This is a genomic window from Nocardioides sp. GCM10027114 (assembly GCF_042659625.1).
Taxonomy (GTDB): Bacteria; Actinomycetota; Actinomycetes; order Propionibacteriales; family Nocardioidaceae; genus Nocardioides.
On record NZ_JBHSSS010000024.1, the window covers coordinates 131,869 to 150,872 of the forward strand.

15 protein-coding genes are annotated in these 19,004 nt (G+C 73.7%); 3 read left to right on the forward strand and 12 right to left on the reverse strand.

The window, feature by feature from the left end; all coding sequences use genetic code 11:
- Position 1: 1 nt before the first annotated feature.
- The 8 genes from ACFP2E_RS12940 to ACFP2E_RS12975 all read right to left on the reverse strand — a co-directional run bounded on the left by ACFP2E_RS12940 (position 2) and on the right by ACFP2E_RS12975 (position 11,519).
- Entirely contained in the window at positions 2-2,506 is a 2,505-nt protein-coding gene (locus ACFP2E_RS12940; RefSeq protein ID WP_378523571.1) for an ATP-binding protein, read from the reverse strand.
- 92 nt (positions 2,507-2,598) lie between these two features.
- Positions 2,599-3,990, reverse strand: a complete 1,392-nt coding sequence (locus ACFP2E_RS12945; RefSeq protein ID WP_378523572.1) for an amidase — start codon at positions 3,988-3,990, stop codon at positions 2,599-2,601.
- A 103-nt stretch (positions 3,991-4,093) separates the two neighbouring features.
- Positions 4,094-4,741, reverse strand: coding sequence for a carbon monoxide dehydrogenase subunit G (locus ACFP2E_RS12950; protein ID WP_378523573.1), 648 nt, complete (start codon positions 4,739-4,741; stop codon positions 4,094-4,096).
- On the reverse strand, positions 4,738-7,125 hold the full coding sequence (gene cutA, locus ACFP2E_RS12955; RefSeq protein WP_378523574.1) for an aerobic carbon-monoxide dehydrogenase large subunit: 2,388 nt from the start codon (positions 7,123-7,125) through the stop codon (positions 4,738-4,740). The genes ACFP2E_RS12950 and cutA overlap by 4 nt, the downstream gene beginning before the upstream one ends.
- Positions 7,122-7,685 carry a (2Fe-2S)-binding protein gene (locus ACFP2E_RS12960; protein ID WP_378523575.1) on the reverse strand — a complete coding sequence of 188 codons (564 nt, stop codon included), beginning with the start codon at positions 7,683-7,685 and terminating at the stop codon, positions 7,122-7,124. The genes cutA and ACFP2E_RS12960 overlap by 4 nt, the downstream gene beginning before the upstream one ends.
- Before the next feature lie 51 nt (positions 7,686-7,736).
- The gene (locus tag ACFP2E_RS12965; RefSeq protein ID WP_378523576.1) at positions 7,737-8,603 is read right to left on the reverse strand and encodes an FAD binding domain-containing protein; all 867 of its coding nucleotides are present in this window, start codon (positions 8,601-8,603) and stop codon (positions 7,737-7,739) included.
- A gap of 8 nt (positions 8,604-8,611) precedes the next feature.
- Complete coding sequence (locus ACFP2E_RS12970; RefSeq protein ID WP_378523577.1) at positions 8,612-10,033, reverse strand: uracil-xanthine permease family protein; 1,422 nt, start codon at positions 10,031-10,033, stop codon at positions 8,612-8,614.
- Between the two features lie 208 nt (positions 10,034-10,241).
- Positions 10,242-11,519 (reverse strand): PucR family transcriptional regulator, encoded by a 1,278-nt coding sequence (locus tag ACFP2E_RS12975; protein ID WP_378523578.1) that lies wholly within the window; start codon positions 11,517-11,519, stop codon positions 10,242-10,244.
- Positions 11,520-11,597: 78 nt separating this feature from the next.
- Between ACFP2E_RS12975 and ACFP2E_RS12980 the strand changes: the two genes are divergently transcribed.
- Genes ACFP2E_RS12980 through ACFP2E_RS12990 form a run of 3 tightly spaced genes read left to right on the forward strand, consistent with a single transcriptional unit; the run spans position 11,598 to position 15,240 of the window.
- On the forward strand, positions 11,598-12,386 hold the full coding sequence (locus ACFP2E_RS12980; RefSeq protein ID WP_378523579.1) for a DUF2877 domain-containing protein: 789 nt from the start codon (positions 11,598-11,600) through the stop codon (positions 12,384-12,386).
- Entirely contained in the window at positions 12,383-13,834 is a 1,452-nt protein-coding gene (locus ACFP2E_RS12985; protein WP_378523580.1) for an FdrA family protein, read from the forward strand. Before ACFP2E_RS12980 ends, ACFP2E_RS12985 begins: the two co-directional genes overlap by 4 nt.
- Entirely contained in the window at positions 13,831-15,240 is a 1,410-nt protein-coding gene (locus ACFP2E_RS12990) for a DUF1116 domain-containing protein (protein WP_378523581.1), read from the forward strand. The genes ACFP2E_RS12985 and ACFP2E_RS12990 overlap by 4 nt, the downstream gene beginning before the upstream one ends.
- An 85-nt stretch (positions 15,241-15,325) precedes the next feature.
- Here the strand turns inward: ACFP2E_RS12990 and ACFP2E_RS12995 are convergent, their stop codons facing one another.
- From ACFP2E_RS12995 to moeZ, 4 genes are all read right to left on the reverse strand, one after another.
- Positions 15,326-15,661 (reverse strand): MGMT family protein, encoded by a 336-nt coding sequence (locus ACFP2E_RS12995; RefSeq protein ID WP_378523582.1) that lies wholly within the window; start codon positions 15,659-15,661, stop codon positions 15,326-15,328.
- A 19-nt stretch (positions 15,662-15,680) separates the two neighbouring features.
- Complete coding sequence (locus tag ACFP2E_RS13000) at positions 15,681-16,562, reverse strand: trypsin-like peptidase domain-containing protein (RefSeq protein WP_378523583.1); 882 nt, start codon at positions 16,560-16,562, stop codon at positions 15,681-15,683.
- An 85-nt stretch (positions 16,563-16,647) separates the two neighbouring features.
- Positions 16,648-17,523, reverse strand: a complete 876-nt coding sequence (locus ACFP2E_RS13005) for a hypothetical protein (protein ID WP_378523584.1) — start codon at positions 17,521-17,523, stop codon at positions 16,648-16,650.
- A gap of 172 nt (positions 17,524-17,695) precedes the next feature.
- Positions 17,696-18,904 carry an adenylyltransferase/sulfurtransferase MoeZ gene (gene moeZ, locus ACFP2E_RS13010; protein WP_378523586.1) on the reverse strand — a complete coding sequence of 403 codons (1,209 nt, stop codon included), beginning with the start codon at positions 18,902-18,904 and terminating at the stop codon, positions 17,696-17,698.
- Between the last annotated feature and the right edge of the window lie 100 nt (positions 18,905-19,004).

The window sequence follows — 19,004 nt, forward strand, 5'->3', positions numbered from 1 at the left end:
GTCACTCTCCTCCCCCGTCGGCGGTGGCCGAAACCCCGGCAGCCCGTGACTTCTGCAGCAGCCGGGAGACCGCCGCCACCAGCCGCTCCTCCGACACCGGCTTGACCAGCCAGTCGTCCACCTCGTCGGCGAGGCCGGGCTCCACCTCGGGCCCGTTCGCGGAGACGAGCACCACCGGGACCCGGGCCGTGCTCTCGTCGCCCCGCATGCTCGCCAGGACCTCGGCGCCGGTGCAGCCGGGCATGTGCAGGTCCAGGACCACCGCCTCGACGGGTCGCGACCGGACCCGGGCCAGCGCATCGGCGCCGTTGCTCACGCCGACCGCGCGGAAGCCGTGCCGGCGCAGGAACGTGCTGAAGACGTCGACGACGGTGGCGTCGTCGTCGCAGACCAGCACGGTCGGCCCGTCGACCGGGCCGGCGTCGGGGACCCGGACGGCGGTCGGCGCGGCGGGGATCGTGAAGTGGACCGTCGTGCCGCGGCCGAGCTGGCTCTCCGCCCAGATCCGGCCGCCGTGCCGCTCGACGATCCCCTTGCTGATCGCGAGGCCCAGCCCGGTGCCCTCCTGGCGGCGGGTGTCGGAGGAGTCGACCTGCTGGAAGCGCTCGAAGATGGTGTCGAGCATGTCCGGCGGGATTCCGCCGCCCTCGTCGCGCACGCTGAAGTGGACGTGGCCGTTCCGCTCCTCGGCCTCGGCGAGCACGCGGCCGTTCGCCGGGGAGTACTTCACCGCGTTGCCGAGCAGGTTGATGAGCACCTGCATCACCCGGTCCTCGTCGGCCAGCGCGCGGCCGCGACAGGAGCCGGCGACCACCTCGACCCTGGCCGGTGACGCCATGCCCTGGATCTGGCCGACCGCGGTGGCCACGAGGTGGCGGGCCTCGACGGTGGCGATCTCCATCGGCCGGGCGCCGCTGCCGATGCGCTCGAGGTCGAGCAGGTCGTTGATCAGGCGGGTGAGCCGGTCGCTGCTCTGGACGGCGATCGAGACCATCGAGGTGGCGCGCGGGCTCAGCTCACCCAGAGCGCCACCGGCCAGCAGGCCGAGCGAGCCGCGGATGGACGTCAGCGGCGTGCGCAGCTCGTGGCTGACCACCGAGAGGAACTCGCCCTTCATCCGCTCGACCTCGCGGCGCTGGGTCACGTCACGGAAGGCGACCACGGCGCCGCGGGACTCGCCGTCCTCGATCAGCGGGCTGGCGGTGACCTCGACGGGGAACGTCGCGCCGTCGCCGCGGGAGTAGACGTCCTCGAGGCTGCTGGCGACGGCGCCGGACCGGATCGCCTGGACGACGTAGCAGGCCTCCGGGCCGCCGGGGTGGCCGCCCTCGGCGTCGGAGTGGAAGGTCGCGCAGGCGTGCCGGCCCAGCAGGTCCGCGGTCGGCCGGCCGAGGGCGTCCGCGGCCGACGGATTGACGAAGGTGACGTTGCCGTGCGGGTCGACGCCGTAGATGCCGTCGCGCACCGAGGTCAGCAGCGCGTCCGTCTCGCGTGCGAGGCGCCTGAGGTCGGCCGTCTGGGCGCGGACCCGGCGCTCGAGGCCCCGCCGGAGCGACTCGTTGTCGGTGGTCAGCAGGACCTGGCGCAGGCCGAAGGCCGCCATGACGACCAGCCAGATGAGCACCAGGCCGAGCGACGGCGAGTCCCTGAAGGCCATCTGCACCCCGGCGGCGCCGATGAGCATCCCGAAGACCAGCAGCGTGCCGCGGGCGTCGGAGCCGCCGTGGCTGCGGGGGGTCGCCGGGCCGTCGGCCAACGTGCTGGGCAACCACGCCGCCAGGCTGATCGTGAGGTACCCACCGATCCAGCCCAGGTCGTGGAGCGTGCCGTACTGGAACCGCTCCTGCACCACGAGCACGGCGTAGACGAGGTCGGCGCTGGCGTAGGCGACGAACCCGACGGTGAGGAGCCCGAGGACGGCCCGGTCGCGGCCGGACGTCCGCTGGAGCATGATCAGCGCGACCGTGGCCAGCACGACGTCGAGCACGGGGAAGGCGAAGGTCGCGATGCGGGCTCCGGCCCGCGCCGTGGCCGTGCCCTCGGCGAGCTCCGGGAACACGAGCACGCTGGCCACGACCAGGACGCACCCCGCGGTGACAACGCCGTCGAGCGTCATCAGCGCGGCGTCGATGCCGCGCCGGCGCACCACGGGGTAGCGCAGCACCCCGACCACTGCCAGAAAGAGCGCCGTGCCGATCCCCAGCTCGGCCACGGGGTTGGGCGAGATGCCGTCCCAGCCGGTCGCCGCCGCGTAAAGGTTCGAGGTCACGGCGACGGCCCCTGCCGAGGCCAGCAGGGTCCACATCTGGCGCCGGCGACCCCTGGTCTGGGCCCTGCGGTACAGGGCGCTGCCGGTCGCCATCAGCCCGACCGTGAGGAAACCGACGCTGCTGGCGGTGTGGCCGGTCGCCGGCGACGTGAGGCCGCTGAGGAGGTAGGCGAAGAGCGCGAGGAGGACGGCGACGAGCGCCACCATCGCGGCGAACGCGCGCCGCTGCTGTCGCACAGGCGCAGGCTCCCCCATGGGCCGAACCTACTTGAGTTCGGGCCTGTACCGGGGGATGTCCGCAGAACGCGACAGCGCGGTGGCCCGGCGGGTCAGGAGCCGCGGACGGCCTCGAACGCCGCGGCGACCTCGAGGAGCCTCCGGTCGGCGCCGTGCGGCGCGACCACCTGGATCCCGACCGGCAGGCCCTCCGGGGTCGTGCCGGAGGGCACGGAGATCGCCGGGCAGCCGGTGACGGTGATGAAGTACGCCGACCGCATCCAGTCGAGGTACGTCGTCATCGCGCGGCCGTTGATCTCGTGCGGGAACTCCTGGTCGGCCGGGAACGGCGGCACCTGGGAGACCGGCAGCACCAGCACGTCGTACTGCTGGAAGAAGATCCGCATCGTCTCCGCCAGCGCGGTGCGCTGCGCGTAGGCGCGCGCGACGTCGGCGCCGGTGAGGCCCTCCCCCGCGCGGATGTTGTCGGCCAGCGAGGGCTTGAAGGCGTCAGGGTGCTCGGCGAGCAGCCGCCCGAGCTTCGCCTGGAAGTGCCAGGCGCGCAGGGTGCGGAAGGTGTCGTCGGCGAGCGACAGGTCGGGGTGCGCGCCGGCCACGTCGGCGCCGGCGCCGGTGAACGTGGCAGCCGAGGCCTCGACCACCGCGGCCACGTCGTGGTCGACGTCGAGCGCACCGCCGAGGTCGACCGAGAGCGCCACCCGCAGCCCGGCCAGCGAGCCGCGCAGCGGCGGGGCGAACGCCGCGCCCGGGTCGGCCAGGGCGTGCGGCGCGCGCGGGTCGGGGCCGGCCTGCACGGACAGCAGCAGCGCGAGGTCACCCACGTTGCGGGCCATCGGCCCGCCCACCGAGGTGGTCTCCCACTGGTTGTAGAGCGGCCACTCGGGCACCCGGCCCAGGCTCGGCCGCAGCCCGACGACGCCGCAGAAGCTGGCGGGGTTGCGCAGCGAGCCGCCCATGTCGGAGCCGTCGGCCAGCGGCACCATGCCGGCGGCGAGGGCGCACGCGGCGCCGCCCGAGGAGCCGCCCGCGCTGCGGGACGGGTCGACCGGGTTGCGGGTGGTGCCGAAGACCCTGTTGAAGGTGTGGGAGCCGGCGGCGAACTCGGGCACGTTCGTCTTGCCGATCACGACCGCGCCGGCGCCACGGACCCGCTCGACCAGGAGCTCGTCGGCCTCCGGCACGTGGTCGGCGTACAGCGGGGAGCCGTAGGTGGTGCGCCAGCCGGCGACGGCGTGGGTGTCCTTGAAGGCGTGGGGCAGGCCGTGCAGCGGGCCGAGCTCGTCCCCGCGCGCGGTGGCCTCGTCGGCGGCCGCGGCTCCCTCGCGGGCCCGCTCCTCGTCCAGCGAGACGATCGCGCTGAGCTCGGGGTTGCGCTCGGCGATGCGGGCCAGGTGGAGGTCGAGCAGCTCGCGCGCGGAGATGGCGCGGCCGCGGATCGCGGCCGCCATCTCGCGGGCGGTGGAGTCGACGGTCAGCTCTCCCATCGGCCCCTCCCGTCACAGCGCTCGGCCACTCGCTGCACTTCCAAGGCACTCCGGTGGCCGAGAAGCGAGGCGATCCCCGGATATCCGGGGATCGCTACCGACCTCACCGCCGGCGCCCGAACAGGCCGCCGACGATGACACCCACCAGCACCAGCCCGGCGCCGACGGCGACGCCCTTGAGGAAGTCGTCCTGGGAGGAGACGCCGGCCCTGGCGGGGGCGGTGAAGACCTGGCCGGGGGCGGCGGGGGCGCCGGCCTCGACACCCGCGGCCGGGGCGGCGGCGCCGGCGGCAGGAGCCGCGGCGACCGGGCCACCGCTGATCGCGCGGCCCACGTTGTCGAAGAACTCGCCGGCCATCCGCTTCGAGACCGAGGAGAGCATCCGCTGGCCCACGCCGCCGACCATGCCGCCGACGACGGCGTCGGCGTCCCAGGAGATCCGGGTCTCGCCGGGGGCGACCTCCTCGAACTGCACCTGGACGGTGGCGTCGACGGTGCCGGGGGCGCCGGCACCCTGGAGCTTCATCACCAGCGACTTGTGCTCCTCGAGGTCCAAGAGCGCGCAGGCGCCGTTGTAGGTGCCCTTGATCGCGGCGACGCCGGCGGTGACGGTCATGGCGTACTGGTGCTCACCGGTCGCCTCGAGCCGCTCGCAACCCGGGATGGTGCGGACCAGGACGGCCGGGTCGAGCAGCGAGTCCCAGACGGTGGCGACGGGGTGGGACAGGGTGTTGGCGCCGGCGATCTTCACGAGGATTCCTTGTCACGTCGGAGGTCGAACAGTTCGGACGGGGAGATCGGCATGGCCCGGATCGGGATGCCCTCGGCGTCCTCGATCGCGGCGGCGAACACGGCGGCGGACGGGATGACCCCGGCCTCGCCGGCGCCCTTGATGCCGAGCGGGTTGAGCGGCGAGGGCGTCTCGAGGTGGTCGATGTCGATCGACTCCGGCACCTCGGTGACGTAGGGCATCAGGAAGTCCATGAACGACGCGTTGAGCAGCTGCCCGGACTCGTCGTAGGCCATCCGCTCGTACAGCGCGCCGCCGACGCCCTGCGCGACGCCGCCGTGGATCTGGCCCTCCACGATCATCGGGTTGATGAGGTGGCCGCAGTCGTGGACGACGGCGTACTTGAGGATCTTGATCTCGGCGGTGTCGGGGTCGGTCTCGACGATCGCCGCGTGCATGCCGGAGGCGAACGTCGACCGCTCGGGGCTGTAGAAGTCCTTGCCCTCCAGGCCGGGCTCGTCGTCCTCGGCGACCGGCGGCTTGCCGGGGTCGCCGACGCTGAACTGCGTCGCCGCCTTGGACGCCTCGTCGAAGGCGTAGCGCAGCGGGTTGGAGAGCACCGCGACGGTGCCGAGGTCGATCGAGGAGTCGGTGCCCTTGACCGACACCACGCCGTCGACGATCTCGAGGTCGGACTCGTCCGCCTCCAGCGCGTCGGCGGCGATCCGCAGCGCCTTCTCCTTGGCGCGCAGCGCGGCGAGGTGGATGGCGGAGCCGCTCATCACCGCGGCGCGGGAGGCGAAGGTGCCGACGGCGTACGGCATCCGGCGGGTGTCGCCGGTGGTGATCTCGACGTCCTCGAACCGGACGCCGAGGGTGTCGGCCACGACCTGGGCGAACGCGGTCTGGTGCCCCTGTCCCTGCGAGGTCAGGCCGGTGGCGACCTTCACCTTGCCGGAGGTCTCGATGTGGACGTGGGCGCCCTCGTAGGGGCCGACGCCGGTGCCCTCGACGTAGCAGGCCAGGCCGATGCCGACCCGGCGGCCCTGCGCCGCCATCTCCTCGCGGAACGCGGGGAACTCGTCCCAGCCGACGAGCTTCTTGAGCTTCTCCAGCGACGCCGGGTAGTCGCCGGAGTCGTACTCGAGCTCGCGGCCGTCCTGGAAGATCAGCCCGTGGTCGTAGGGGAACTCGTCCGGCTGGATGAAGTTCGCCGAGCGGACCTCCGTGCGGTCCTTGCCGAGGTACGCCGCGATGGCGTCCATCGTCCGCTCCATGACGTAGCAGCCCTGCGGGCGGCCGGCGCCCCGGTAGGGGGTGACGATCACGGTGTTGGTGTAGAGCGACTCGAAGACCACCCGGTAGTTCTGCGGCTTGTAGGGGCCGAGCAGCTGGGTGGAGGTGATGATCGGGACGATCAGGCCGTACGGCGTGTAGGCGCCGTGGTCGTGCCAGAACTGCACGTCGAGCCCGAGCAGCCGGCCCTCGTCGTCGAAGCCGACCTCGACGTGGTGGACCTGGCCGCGCTCGTGCGCGGAGGAGATGAAGTGCTCGCGGCGGTCCTCGGTGAACTTCACCGGCCGACCGAGGGCCTTGGCCGCGAGCGGCACGAGCAGCTCCTCGGGCCACGGATGGTTGATCTTGACGCCGAAGCCGCCGCCCACGTCGGGGGTGACCACGTCGACCTGGCCGAGATCGAGGCCGAGCTTGGCCGCGACGGCGGCGCGGACACCGGTGGAGGTCTGCGTCGAGGTCCACACGGTCAGCCGCGAGACGTCGGGGTCCCAGCGGGCGACGGTGCCGCGGCCCTCCATCGGCATGCAGGCAGACCGCTCGATGGTGAGGTCGAGCGAGAGCGTGTGGGGAGCCTTGGCGATCGCGGCACGCGCGTCGCCGTTCTCCTGCTCCAGTCGGGCGCCGACGTTCCCGGGGACGTCGTCGTGCACGAGCGCCGACGCCCCGCGGGCACGGTCGATGCCGACGACCGGCTCGAGCATCTCGTAGGAGACCCGGATCCGGGAGACGGCGTCCTCGGCGAGGTAGCGGTCGTCGGCCACCACGAACGCGATGGCCTCGCCGACGTAGTTGACCTCGTCGCGGGCGAGGGCGTACTGGGTGCGGCCGTGGACGAGCGCGGGGTGCGGGATGAGCAGCGGCAGCGGCTCCCCCATGGCCGGCGCCAGCGGCGCGAGGTCGTCGTACGTCCACACGGCGTGGACGCCCTCGAGGTCCAGCACGTCGGCGACGTCGATGTCGGTGATCCGGGCGTGGGCGTGCGGCGAGCGCAGCACCGCGGCGTGCAGCGTCTGGCCGACCGCGACGTCGTCGACGTAGCGGCCCTTGCCGGTGACGAGCCGGTCGTCCTCGACGCGACGGACGCCGGAGCCCATGAGCTTGGTGGTCACGACGCCTCCCCCGCCCCGGACTGGTCGGTCGCCGGGCTGCCGGCCTGCTCGCCGGCCTGCTCGCCGGTCTCCCTGGCGATCTCGGCCGCACGGCACACCGCGGAGACGATGTTCTGGTAGCCGGTGCAGCGGCACAGGTTGCCGGCGATCATGTCGCGGGCCTCCTCGCGCGTCGGCGAGGGGTTCTCCTGCAGGCCGGCGGTGATGGTGGTGAGGAACCCGGGGGTGCAGAAGCCGCACTGCAGGCCGTGGCAGTCCTTGAAGGCCTGCTGCACCGGGCCCAGCGAGCCGTCGGGGTTCCCCAGCCCCTCGACGGTCGTGATCTCGGTGTCGACGGCCGAGACCGCGAACATCAGGCAGGCGCGGACCGGCCGGCCGTCGACCAGGATCGTGCAGGCGCCGCAGACGCCGTGCTCGCAGCCGACGTGGGTGCCGGTGAGGCCGAGGTCGTGGCGCAGCGCGTCGGACAGCAGCCGCCGCGCGGGCACCTCGAGGTCGTGGGCCTGGCCGTTGACGGTGAGCCGGATCCGGTGCTGCGCCTCGGCAGCGGGGGTGGTCATGCGACGTGTCCTCTGGGGTCGGGGTCGTCTGTCAGGCGGTGCGGACGGCGCTCAGCTGGTCCGGGCGCGGGCGTCGTCGTACGCCGCGCGGAGCACGCGGGTGGTCAGCACCCGGGCGAGCTGGGCGCGGTAGTCGGCGGTGGCGTGGATGTCGCCGGCCGGGTCGAGGTGGCGCAGCGCCTCCTCGCCGGCGGCCGCCAGCGCGGTGTCCTCGATCCCGTCCGCGAGCTGTGCCGTCAGGTCGACGACCGTGGGCAGGTCGCTGACGGAGAGGTAGCCGGCCCGGGCCTCGACGACGCGGTCGCCGTCGAGCCGGACGGTCGCGGCCACACCACACAGGGCGTAGTCGCCGTGGCGGCGGGCGATCTCGTCGAAGGCGACGCCGGTGCCGGCCGGCAGCGCCGGGAAGAACGCCGAGACGGCGATCTCGTCGGCCTCGAGCGACGACTCGAGCGGGCCGATGTACAGGTCGTCGGCGGCGATGGTGCGGCGGCCGCGCAGCGAGGCGACCTCGACCGAGCCGCCGAGCAGCCGGAGCACGACCGGCATCTCGGCCGCCGCATCCGCGTGGACGAGCGAGCCGACGGTGGTGCCGCGGTTGCGGATGGTGCCGTGGGCGACGTGCGCCAGCGCGAGCGCCAGCAGCGGCTGGACCTCGCGCGCCTCCGCCGAGGCGAGCACGTCGGCGTGACGGGCCAGCGCGCCGACCCGGACGCCGTCACCGGTCACGGTGACGGCGTCCAGGTCCGGCACGCCGTTGATGTCGACCAGGGTGGTCGGGGCCGCGAGCCGCATCGACAGCAGCGGCACGAGGCTCTGGCCACCGGCCAGCACCTTCGCCCCGTCGGCTCCGGCGAGCGCGGTGAGCGCCTCGTCGAGCGAGTCCGGGCGGACGTAGGCGAAGGGTGCTGGCTTCACTGGTCTCCTCAGCCCTTGTGGCGGGGGTCGTTCGTGTCGTCCTCGTGGGCGCCGGGGGTCCCGACCGACATCATCGTTCCCTCGACGTCCGCCGGAGCGATCGCGCGGGCGAGGTGGTAGCCGAAGACAATGATCAGCGTGCCCATGGCGATGCCGCCGAGCGGGAAGTCCTCGGTGACGTTGAAGAAGCCGGTCGTGTCGAGACCGATGCCCATCGTGAGGCCCGCGGCGACCGGAACGAGGTTCACGGGGTTGCCGAAGTTCACGTGGTTCTCGATCCAGATCTTGGCGCCGAGGAGGCCGATCATGCCGTACAGCACCAAGGTGATGCCGCCGAGGACGCCGGCGGGGGTCGCGCTGACCAGGGCGCCGAACTTGGGGACCAGGCCGAGCAGGATCGCCACAGCCGCGGCGACGTAGTAGGCCGCGGTGGAGTAGACCCGGGTGGCGGCCATGACGCCGATGTTCTCGGCGTACGTCGTGGTCGGCGAGCCGCCGACCGAGGTGGCGATGACGGTGCCGACGCCGTCGGCGGCGACGGCCTTGCCCATGACCGGGTCGAGGTCGGCGCCGGTCATGCCGGAGACGGCCTTGACGTGGCCCATGTTCTCGGCGACCAGCGCGATGACGGCCGGCATGGCGAGCAGGGCGAAGGTGATCGAGAAGTTCGGCAGGTGCCATCCGACCTCGGCGAGGTTGCCGAGCTCGTTCTGGTTGCCCACGAGGCCTTCGGCCGTCTGGCGCGGGAAGCCGAACCAGGCGGCGTCTCGCACGCCGTCCCAGTTGACGCGGTCGCCCTCGACGCCGCCGACGCCGATGACATCGAGCACGGCCGAGAGGACGTAGCCGAACAGCAGGCCCAGGAAGATCGCGATCCGACCGAGGAAGCCGCGCAGGCCCACGGCCATCGCGATGACCACGAGCATCGTGACGATGCCGACCCAGCGGTCCGCGGGCAGGTAGATGTCGGTGGCGACGCCGGCGAGGTTGAAGCCGATGAGCATGACCACACCACCGGTGACCACCGGAGGCAGCAGGCGGTTGACGAAGTCCGCGCCGGCGAAGTGGATCAGCATGCCGACGACGGCGAGGACGACACCGGAGACCAGGATCGCACCGGTGACGTCGGCGGGGCCGCCGCCCTGCGCGTAGATGGCACCCGCGCCACCGACGAACGAGGCGGAGGTGCCGAGGTAGCTGGGGACCTTGCCCTTGACGATGAGCAGGAAGCACACCGTCGCGATGCCGCTCATCATGATCGCGAGGTTGGGGTTGAGGCCCATGATGATCGGGAAGACGAACGTCGCCCCGAACATCGCGATCACGTGCTGGGCACCGAGACCCGTGGTCTTGCCCCAGGCGAGGCGCTGGTGAGGAGCGACTGCCTGGCCGGGGGCCGGGTCGACTACCTCCCACTTGAACATCGACATGACGTTCCTTTCTTGGATGACGCGTCGTGCGCTGACCCCCGAGAGGCCTCACGCTAGTGGGCCGGATCACACACCCTCATCGTCAGACGATGCCGAAGGAACCCCCTCCGCACTGGCACACCTTCACGGCGCGTCGCCCACAATGACCCGACCGGGCCATGTCAACGGGGGCCAACCGGGGGCCACCCCGGGACGCGCTCCCGGAGCCTCAGGCGCCGATCTCGAGCACCCGGAGCGCCACGGCCACGTCGAGCCGCAGGTGCGGGTCGGACGACAGCGGGCCGAGCAGCTTCTCGAGCTTGCCCACCCGGTAGCGCATCGTGTTGTAGTGGAAGAACTGGGCGCGCGCCGCCTCCGCCACGTTGAAGTTGGTGTCGAGCAGCACCCTCAGCGTCTCCCGGAGGTCGGCCGTCTCGGGGGTCTGCTCTGCCAGCGGGCCCAGCACGTCCCGGGCGAAGGCGCGCAGCTCGGCCGGGTCGGGCACCAGCGCGATCAGCCGGTGCACGCCGAGCTGGTCGAAGAAGGTGGTCGAGGCGCCACCGTGGACCCGGCGGCCTACGTCGACCGCCCGGCGGGCCTGGGCGTACGCCTCGGGAAGCGCGTCGAGGTCGGCGGCGACGCGACTCACGCCCACCGAGAACGGCCTGCGCCCGCCGCCCCGGTCGCCGCGCACGGCGGCGACCACCCGGTGCACGACCTCGGCAGCGAGGTCGTCCATCTGCTCACCGGAGTCGCCGTCGGGGACCGGCAGCAGCGCGACCACCTCCGACGAGAAGTCGACACACGGGACGCCGGGGTCCACGGTCGCGGTGACCTGGCGCCAGGCCGCCGAGAACCGCTCCTGCCACAGCCGGCGCTGCTCCCCGGTCGGCGGGCCGTCCTCCCCGTCGGTCGGGTCGAGCTCGGCGACCGCGACGACGACCGGCCGGTCCAGCCGCCAGCCGAACGTGGCGGCGTGCTCCTCGACGTACTCCGGGGTGCCGGCACGGCGCAGGAACACGTCGCGCAGGAAGTCGCCGCGGTACTTGTTCTCCACGGCGGTGACCGCGGCCTCGCGGGTGATGAGCAGCGCGGCGACCGCCGCGGCCCGCTCCAGGGCGTGGACGTCGGCCTCGTCGATCGTCGAGCCGGTGCGGCACGACACGAGCCGGGCGAGGTCCTCGCCCCCGGCCGCGATGCGCAGCGACCGGACCTCCCCTGCCCCTAGGGGCGTGCCCTCGGCGCGGACCCGCTCGACGCGGAGCCGCCCGGTCGGGTCGAGCAGGTCGTGCTCGGCGAGCGCGGCGCGGTGGTCGTCGCCGAGGTGGGCGGCGCGCTCGCGGCCGTCGCTGGAGGTGACCAGCACCCCGACGTCGAGGACCCGGCCGACCTCCTCGGCGATCCGGCCGAGGTCGCCTCCCTCGAGCACGATGTCGGTCAGGGCGGTGTGCAGCGCGTCGACCCGAGCCAGGGCGGCGCTGGCGCCCGCCTCGCGGTCACCTGTCAACTCTTGCACCCCCAGGGGCGGATCGCTGGCACAACCTCACATCGGCAAACCTATCCCGGGGCCACTAGCGTCGAGGACATGAGCCGGTCGCAGCGGGTGCCCCAGACGGTGCCCGACCGGGTGCCCGCGAGCGCTCCGCGCCGGGTGCTGGAGCGGCTGCGCGCCGCGCCTGAGGGCCCCGTGCCGGTGGTCCACCGTGGCCCGGCCGCGGTGTACGCCGACCTCGGTGGCTGGTGCGTGGGCGTGCTGGCGACCGGCGCGGTGCAGGTGCCCAACGCGGTGCGCACCCGGCTGCCCCACCTCGGCGCGAGCGCCCCGGTGGTCCACGTGGCGGCCGGGGTCCTGCACCTCGACGGTAGTCCGCTGGTGGTCGGCCGCGTCGAGGACGTCGCGGTCCGCGCGCTCGGACCGGACGCCGCCCGCCGACTCGCAGACGTGCCGGTCCCGGCCCACGACGGCTGGAGCGAGGCCCTCGACCTGCTCGCGACGCGGGCGCCGCACGGGATCGACCCTGCGGCCGTCGCCCGGCTCGTCGGCCACGGCAGCGGCCTCACCCCGCTCGGTGACGACCTCGTCGCCGGCTTCCTCGCGACCTCGCGGGCCCTGGGGACCGCCACCCCCGACGTCGACCGGGCCGTCCGCGACCACCTGTCCCGCACCACCCTGCTCTCGGCCACGCTGCTCGACTGCGCCCTGCACGGCGAGGCGCTCCCCGAGCTGCGCGCGTGGCTCACCACCCCCGGGCCCGCGGCGGCCGAGCGCACCGCCGCGCTGCTCGCCGTCGGCCACACCTCGGGCGCCGGGCTCCTCGCCGGAGCCCGCCACGCCCTCACCCGGACCCCCACGGAAGGAGCCCACGCGGCATGAAGGACCACGTCGAGGTCAGGAGCGGCGCCTACGCCGACTCCGTGGCACTGCTCCAGGTCAGCCGGTCCGTGCAGGACACCCCCGGCGTCGAGGCCGCCCAGGTCGCCATGGCCACCCCGCTCAACGTCGACGTGCTGACGTCGATGGGGTTCGCGGTGCCGGCCGAGGCCGGGCCCAACGACCTCGTCGTCGCGCTGCGGCTCGCCCCCGACGGCGACCTCGGCCAGGCGCTGTCCGCCGTGGACGCCGCGCTGGCCGCCACCACCCGGCGTACGACCGGGGCGGCGGAGGTGGCGCCGCCGCGCACCTCCGGCGCGGCGCTGCGCGGGGCCGGTGACGCCGTCGTGCTGGTCTCCGTCCCGGGCGCCAGCGCCCTCGTCGAGGCGATGGACGCCCTCGACGCCGGCCGCGACGTCATGGTGTTCAGCGACAACGTGCCCGTCGAGCAGGAGCTCGCACTGAAGCGGACCGCGAGCGAGCGAGGGCTGCTCGTGATGGGCCCCGACTGCGGCACCGCCGTCGTCGGGGGCGTCGGGCTCGGCTTCGCCAACGCCACCTCCCCCGGTCCGGTCGGCATCGTCGCCGCGTCCGGCACGGGCTGCCAGCAGCTGCTCTCGCTGCTCGACCACGCCGGCGTCGGCGTCGGCTCCGCCCTCGGGGTCGGCGGCCGCGACCTGTCCGCCGACGTGCGCGGGCTGTCCACCCGGGAGGCGCTGCGCCGGCTCGACGAGGACCCGTCGGTCGAGCTCGCCGTGCTCGTCTCCAAGCCGCCGGCCGACGACGTCGCCGCGGAGATCCGCGAGTACGCCGCGTCGCTGTCCACCCCGGTCGAGCTCGCGCTGCTCGGCGAGGGCCAGCCGGACCTGACCACGGCCGCCGAGGCGGTGCTGCGTCGGCTCGGCCGCGAAGTGCCGGAGTGGCCGGTGACCGGCGCCGCGAAGCCCAAGGGGCGCGGCCACCTGCGCGGTCTCTTCGTCGGCGGCACCCTCTGCGACGAGGCGATGCTGATCGCCGCGGAGTCCCTGGGTCCCATCCGCAGCAACATCCCGCTCTCCCCCGACCTCGCGCTCGGCCCCGAGCTGCTGGCCGACGGCCACACGATGGTCGACTTCGGCGACGACACGCTCACCCGGGGCCGCGCCCACCCGATGATCGACCCGACGCTGCGGCTCGAGCACCTCGCCCGCGCCGCCGCCGACCCCGCGACCGGCGTGCTGCTGCTCGACGTGGTGCTCGGCCACGGCGCCGAGGCCGACCCCGCGGGCGGGCTCGCCCCGGCGCTCGCCGGCATCGACGTGCCCGTGGTCGTCGCCGTCGTCGGGACCCGCCTCGACCCCCAGGACCTCGACCGGCAGGTCCGCACCCTGGCCGAGGCCGGGGCCGAGGTCCACCTGTCCAACGCCGCGGCCACCCGCCGCGCGATCGAGCTCGTCGGAGGTGCCGCATGACCGCCGCTCCCACCCACGTCGTCGGCGTCGGCGCCGACCTGTTCGCCGACGCGGTCACCGCGCAGGCCGTCGACGTCACCCGCGTCGACTGGCGCCCGCCGATGCCCGGCACCGAGGACGACCTCGCCCGGGTCGCCGCGGACCCGCGCCGCCGGGCGGCGAACGAGCAGGCGCTCGCGCAGATGCTCGACGTCCAGGCCCGCCTCGTCGACGTCGCGCCCGCCTCCGAGCTGCTCGGCCTCGAGCCCGGCCAGTTCCTGCACGCCGGCCCCCCGATCACCTGGGACCGCGCCTCCGGCCCCCTGCGCGGCGCGCTGATGGGTGGCGCCGCGCTCGAGGGGCTGGTCGACGACCCCGAGGACGCGGTCGCGCTGTTCGAGTCCGGGTCGTCCGTCTCGCTCGAGCCGTGCCACCACCGCGACTCGGTCGGCCCGATGGCCGGCGTGGTCACCCCGTCGATGTGGATGTGGGTCCTGGAGGACCCCGCCACCGGCCGTCGTACCCACTGCACGCTCAACGAGGGCCTCGGCAAGGTGCTGCGCTACGGCGCCTACGGCCCGGAGGTGCTGACCCGGCTGCGTTGGATGGGCGACGTGCTCGGCCCGCTGCTGCAGGGGGCGGTGCGCGACACCGCCGAGCAGCACGGCCCGGTCGACGTCACGGGGATCCTGACCCAGATGCTGCAGATGGGCGACGAGGCCCACAACCGCAACCGCGCCGGGACGCTCATGCTGCTGCGTGACCTGTCCCCCGCGATGGTCGCCGGGGGCGCCGACGCCAAGGACGCGGCCGAGGCGCTGCGCTTCATCGGTGGCAACGACCACTTCTTCCTCAACCTCGCGATGCCCGCCTGCAAGCTCGCGCTGGACGCGGGCCGCGACGTGCCGGGCTCGACGATGGTCGTGGCGATGGCCCGCAACGGCACCGACTTCGGCATCCAGGTCTCCGGCACCGGCGACGAGTGGTTCACCGGGCCCGCCCAGCTCGCCGACGGCCTCTTCCTCGGCGACTACGGCCCCGACGACGCCAACCCCGACATCGGCGACTCCGCCATCACCGAGACCGCCGGCATCGGCGGCTTCGCGATGGCCACCGCTCCCGCGATCGTCCGCTTCGTCGGCGGCAGCGTCCCCGACGCGCTGGCGACCACCCGTCGGATGCACGAGATCACCCTCGGCGAGAACCCCCGCTGGGCGGTCCCGGTGCTGGAGTTCCAGGGCGTCCCGAGCGGCGTCGACGTCACGAAGGTCTGCCGGACCGGCATCCTGCCGCAGATCAACACCGGCATGGCCGGCAAGGTCGCCGGCGTCGGCCAGGTCGGCGCCGGCCTGGTCACCCCGCCCGCGGAGATCTTCCCGAAGGCGCTGGCCCGGCTCGCCGAGCTCGCTCCCCCGTTGAGTCGGTAGTTCTGACGCCCGAGTCCGGACTTGTGGTCATGCAAGTCCGGACTCAACGGTCACAACCCCCAACTCGACGGTCGGAAGTCCCGACTCAACGTGATGGGAGGGTGGGGCGGACGAAGGCGCGCGCCAGGTCGACGTTGCCCGAGGGTCTCAGCGGGGTGCCCTCCTCGAGGTAGGCCTGGCGCGCCTCGCCCTGGTGGCTGGGCGGCAGCGACCCGTCTGCCCGCACCACCCGCCACCACGGCACCGGTCCGCCGTGGGCGGCCATGACGGAGCCGACCTGGCGCGGCCCGCCGCCGCCGGCGACCTCACCGATGACCTCGGCCACGGCGCCGTACGTCGTGACCCGGCCGCGCGGGACGGACTCGACGCACTGCAGCACGAGCTCGACGTAGTCCTCGTGGTCCACGGTCCCGGCACCCATGGCGCCGCAACCTAGCGGTTCAGGCTGCGGGAGAGAACGGCTCGGTGCCGCGGACCAGCCGGAGGCCTGGGAGGTCGGAGTGCTTCCGGGCGAACCGCAGCTCGCGGCGGAGGTTGCCGAGCCCGTTGGATCCGGCGCGCGGGGCGATCGCCACGGTGCTCAGCGTGCCGGCGGCCCGGCCCTGCGGGTCGAGGAAACCACTGCCGGAGTCGCCGGGGATGCCCGGCGTGGCCGTGTAGACCTCCCAGCCCCAGCCGCCGTACGACCGGCCCAGCGAGGAACCGGTCTTCGGCGACAGCGCGGTGCCGGGCCGCAGGCTGGAGTGGCCGTAGGTGTAGACCTGCTCCCCCGACGCCGCGGGGCCGCCCAGCCCGGTCGGGCCGCCCCAGAACGGGACGGTCGGGTTGACCTTGCGGACGTCGCGGCGGTCGACCCTCACGAGCGCGAAGTCGTTGGCCTCGCAGGCGTTGGCAGGGGTGACGCCCAGCCGCATCTCGCGCCAGGCCGAGTAGACGAGCGTCCCCTTGCCGAGGGCCTCGCCCCGGGTGGCGACGCTGGCGTCCTCCACGAAGCGGACCCGTGTGCCGTAGTCGAGGGAGCCGACACGGCAACCGTTGGTGTCGGTGGCCTCGCCCTTGCCCGCGCAGTGCGCGGCGTAGCCGACGTAGACCCGGCCGGCCCGGTCGCTGAAGACGAAGTTGGCCGTGCACTGAGCACCCTTGGTGACCATCTGCACGCCGGGCCGGATCGCCGCCCGGTCCGCCGCTACCCACCGGGTGACCCGGTCACCACTCGCTGCCTCGACCGCCGGGGCCGGGCCGGCCGCGGTCAGCAGGCCGGCCAGCAGGAGCGGAGTGGCGGCGAGTGACAGGCGGGCCGAGACGATCCGTGGCAGTCGCATGCCCCCACAACGAGCGACCGCCCCGTCCGGTCACGGACGGGGCGGTCGTGAGTCGTGTCGCACCCGGGCCGGGCCCGGGCGACCGTCAGAGGACGGGCGAGAACGGCTCGGTGCCGGCGACCAGCTGCAGGCCGGCGATGCCGCTGTGCTGCTGGGCGTAGGCGAGCTCGCTCGCGAGGTCGCTCACGCCGTTGGAGCCCGCGAGCGGGGCGATCGCCAGCGTCGACAGGGTGCCGAGGGCGTTGCCGTCGGCGTCGAGGAAGGCGCTGCCGGAGTCACCGGGGACCCCCGGGGACACGGTGTAGACCGGGTGGGTCCAGCCGCCGCCGGAGGTGCCGAGGCTGGTGCCCTGCTTGGGCGAGAGCGCCTCGACGCCGCCCCGCAGGCTGGAGTTGCCGTAGGAGTAGACGTCCTCGCCGGCGGCCGTGCCCGCGGTCTCGAGGCCGACCGGGCCGCCCCAGAACGGGACGCTCGGGTTGACCTTGGACACGTCGGCGGCGTCGACCTTCACCAGCGCGAAGTCGTTGTAGTCGCAGGCGTCCGCGTCGGTCTCGCCCGCCTTCTGCATCGCCAGCCACGACGAGTAGGCCAGGGTGCCGGTGCCGACGGTCGTGCCGCGGGTGACCAGCGAGCCACCCTCGCGGAACTCCACCTTGGTGCCCAGCGGCAGCGAGCCGGCGTCGCAGCCGTTGGTGTCGGTCGCCGCGCCGGTGCCGGCGCAGTGCGCGGCGTAGCCGACGTACGTCGCGCCCGAGCCGTCGCTGAAGACGAAGTTGCCGGTGCACTGGGCGCCGTCGGTGTACATCTGCACACCCGGGTGGATCTTCGCGGTGTCGGCCGGCGCCCAGGTGGGGGCGGCGGCGGCCGGCGGCGCGGCGACCAGCGCGGTCCCGAGGGCGGCGCTGGCGAGGACGGACGCGGCGGCGGCGGCCTTGTGGGCCGACGTCGTGGCGAGCTTCATGGGTTGGGGTCCCTCCGTGTCGCGGCGTCGGGCCGAATCCCGACGCACTGGTCACGGACCGAGAACGAGGCGCCACCCGCTCAGGTCACGCCTCGAGGTCCGACCACACCCTGCCCGACGGTGGTCTGGACCAACCGCTGGTCCAGACCACCGTCCGGGGCCCGTCGGGGGCTCAGTACGACGGCTGGCTGGGGTCGATCTGGTTGACCCACGCGACCACGCCGCCGCCGACGTGGACGGCGTCGGAGTAGCCGGCGCCCTTGACGACCGCGAGCGTCTCGGCCGAGCGCACCCCGCTCTTGCAGTGCATGACGACCTGCGTCCCGGAGTCGACCGCCGGCAGCTTCTCGAGGGCGCTGCCGTTGAGGAAGTCGCCCTTCGGGATCAGCACCGAGCCGGGGATCCGGTTGATCTCGAACTCGTTGGGCTCGCGCACGTCGACGAGGACGAAGTCGCGGCTGCCCTCCTCGCGCTCCTTGAGCATGGACTGGAGCTGAGTCACCGAGATGGTGGAGCCCGCGGCCGCGTCGGCGGCCTCCTCCGAGACGGCGCCGCAGAAGGCGTCGTAGTCGATGAGGCCGGTGACGGTGGGGTTCTCGCCGCAGAGCGCGCAGCTCGGGTCCTTGCGCACCTTGAGCTTGCGGTACTCCATCTCGAGGGCGTCGTAGATCATCAGCTTGCCGACGAGCGGCTCGCCGATGCCGGTCAGCAGCTTGATGCCCTCGTTGACCTGGATCGACCCGATGCTGGCGCACAGCACGCCGAGCACGCCGCCCTCGGCGCAGCTGGGGACCATGCCCGGCGGCGGGGGCTCCGGGTAGAGGCAGCGGTAGCACGGAGCATCCTCGGAGAGGGTGGGCGCGAAGACGGAGGCCTGGCCGTCGAAGCGGTAGATCGAGCCCCACACGTAGGGGATCCCGAGGAAGTACGCCGCGTCGTTGACCATGTAGCGGGTCGCGAAGTTGTCGGTGCCGTCGACGATCAGGTCGTAGCCCTCGAACACCTGCATCACGTTGTCGTTGTCGAGCCGGCCCTCGTGCAGCACGACCTCGACGAGCGGGTTGGTCTCACGGATGGCGTCGCGCGCCGACTCCGCCTTGGACCGCCCCACGTCGGACTGGCCATGGATGATCTGACGCTGCAGGTTGGACTCGTCGACCTCGTCGAACTCGGCGATGCCGAGCGTGCCGACGCCGGCGGCGGCCAGGTAGAGCAGCGCCGGGCTGCCGAGCCCGCCCGCGCCGATGACGAGCACCTTGGCGTTCTTCAGGCGCTTCTGGCCGGCCATGCCCACGTCGGGGATGATCAGGTGGCGGCTGTAGCGGCGCACCTCGTCGACGGTCAGCTCGGCTGCCGGCTCCACGAGCGGGGGAAAGGACACGGGCACTCCTCGGTCGGTCGGAATGGTGGGGCGTGCCGGTGCAACACGCGCCGCGCCCACCGTGTTCCCCACCAGGTCCCCCCATGGTCCCCGCGGCCCG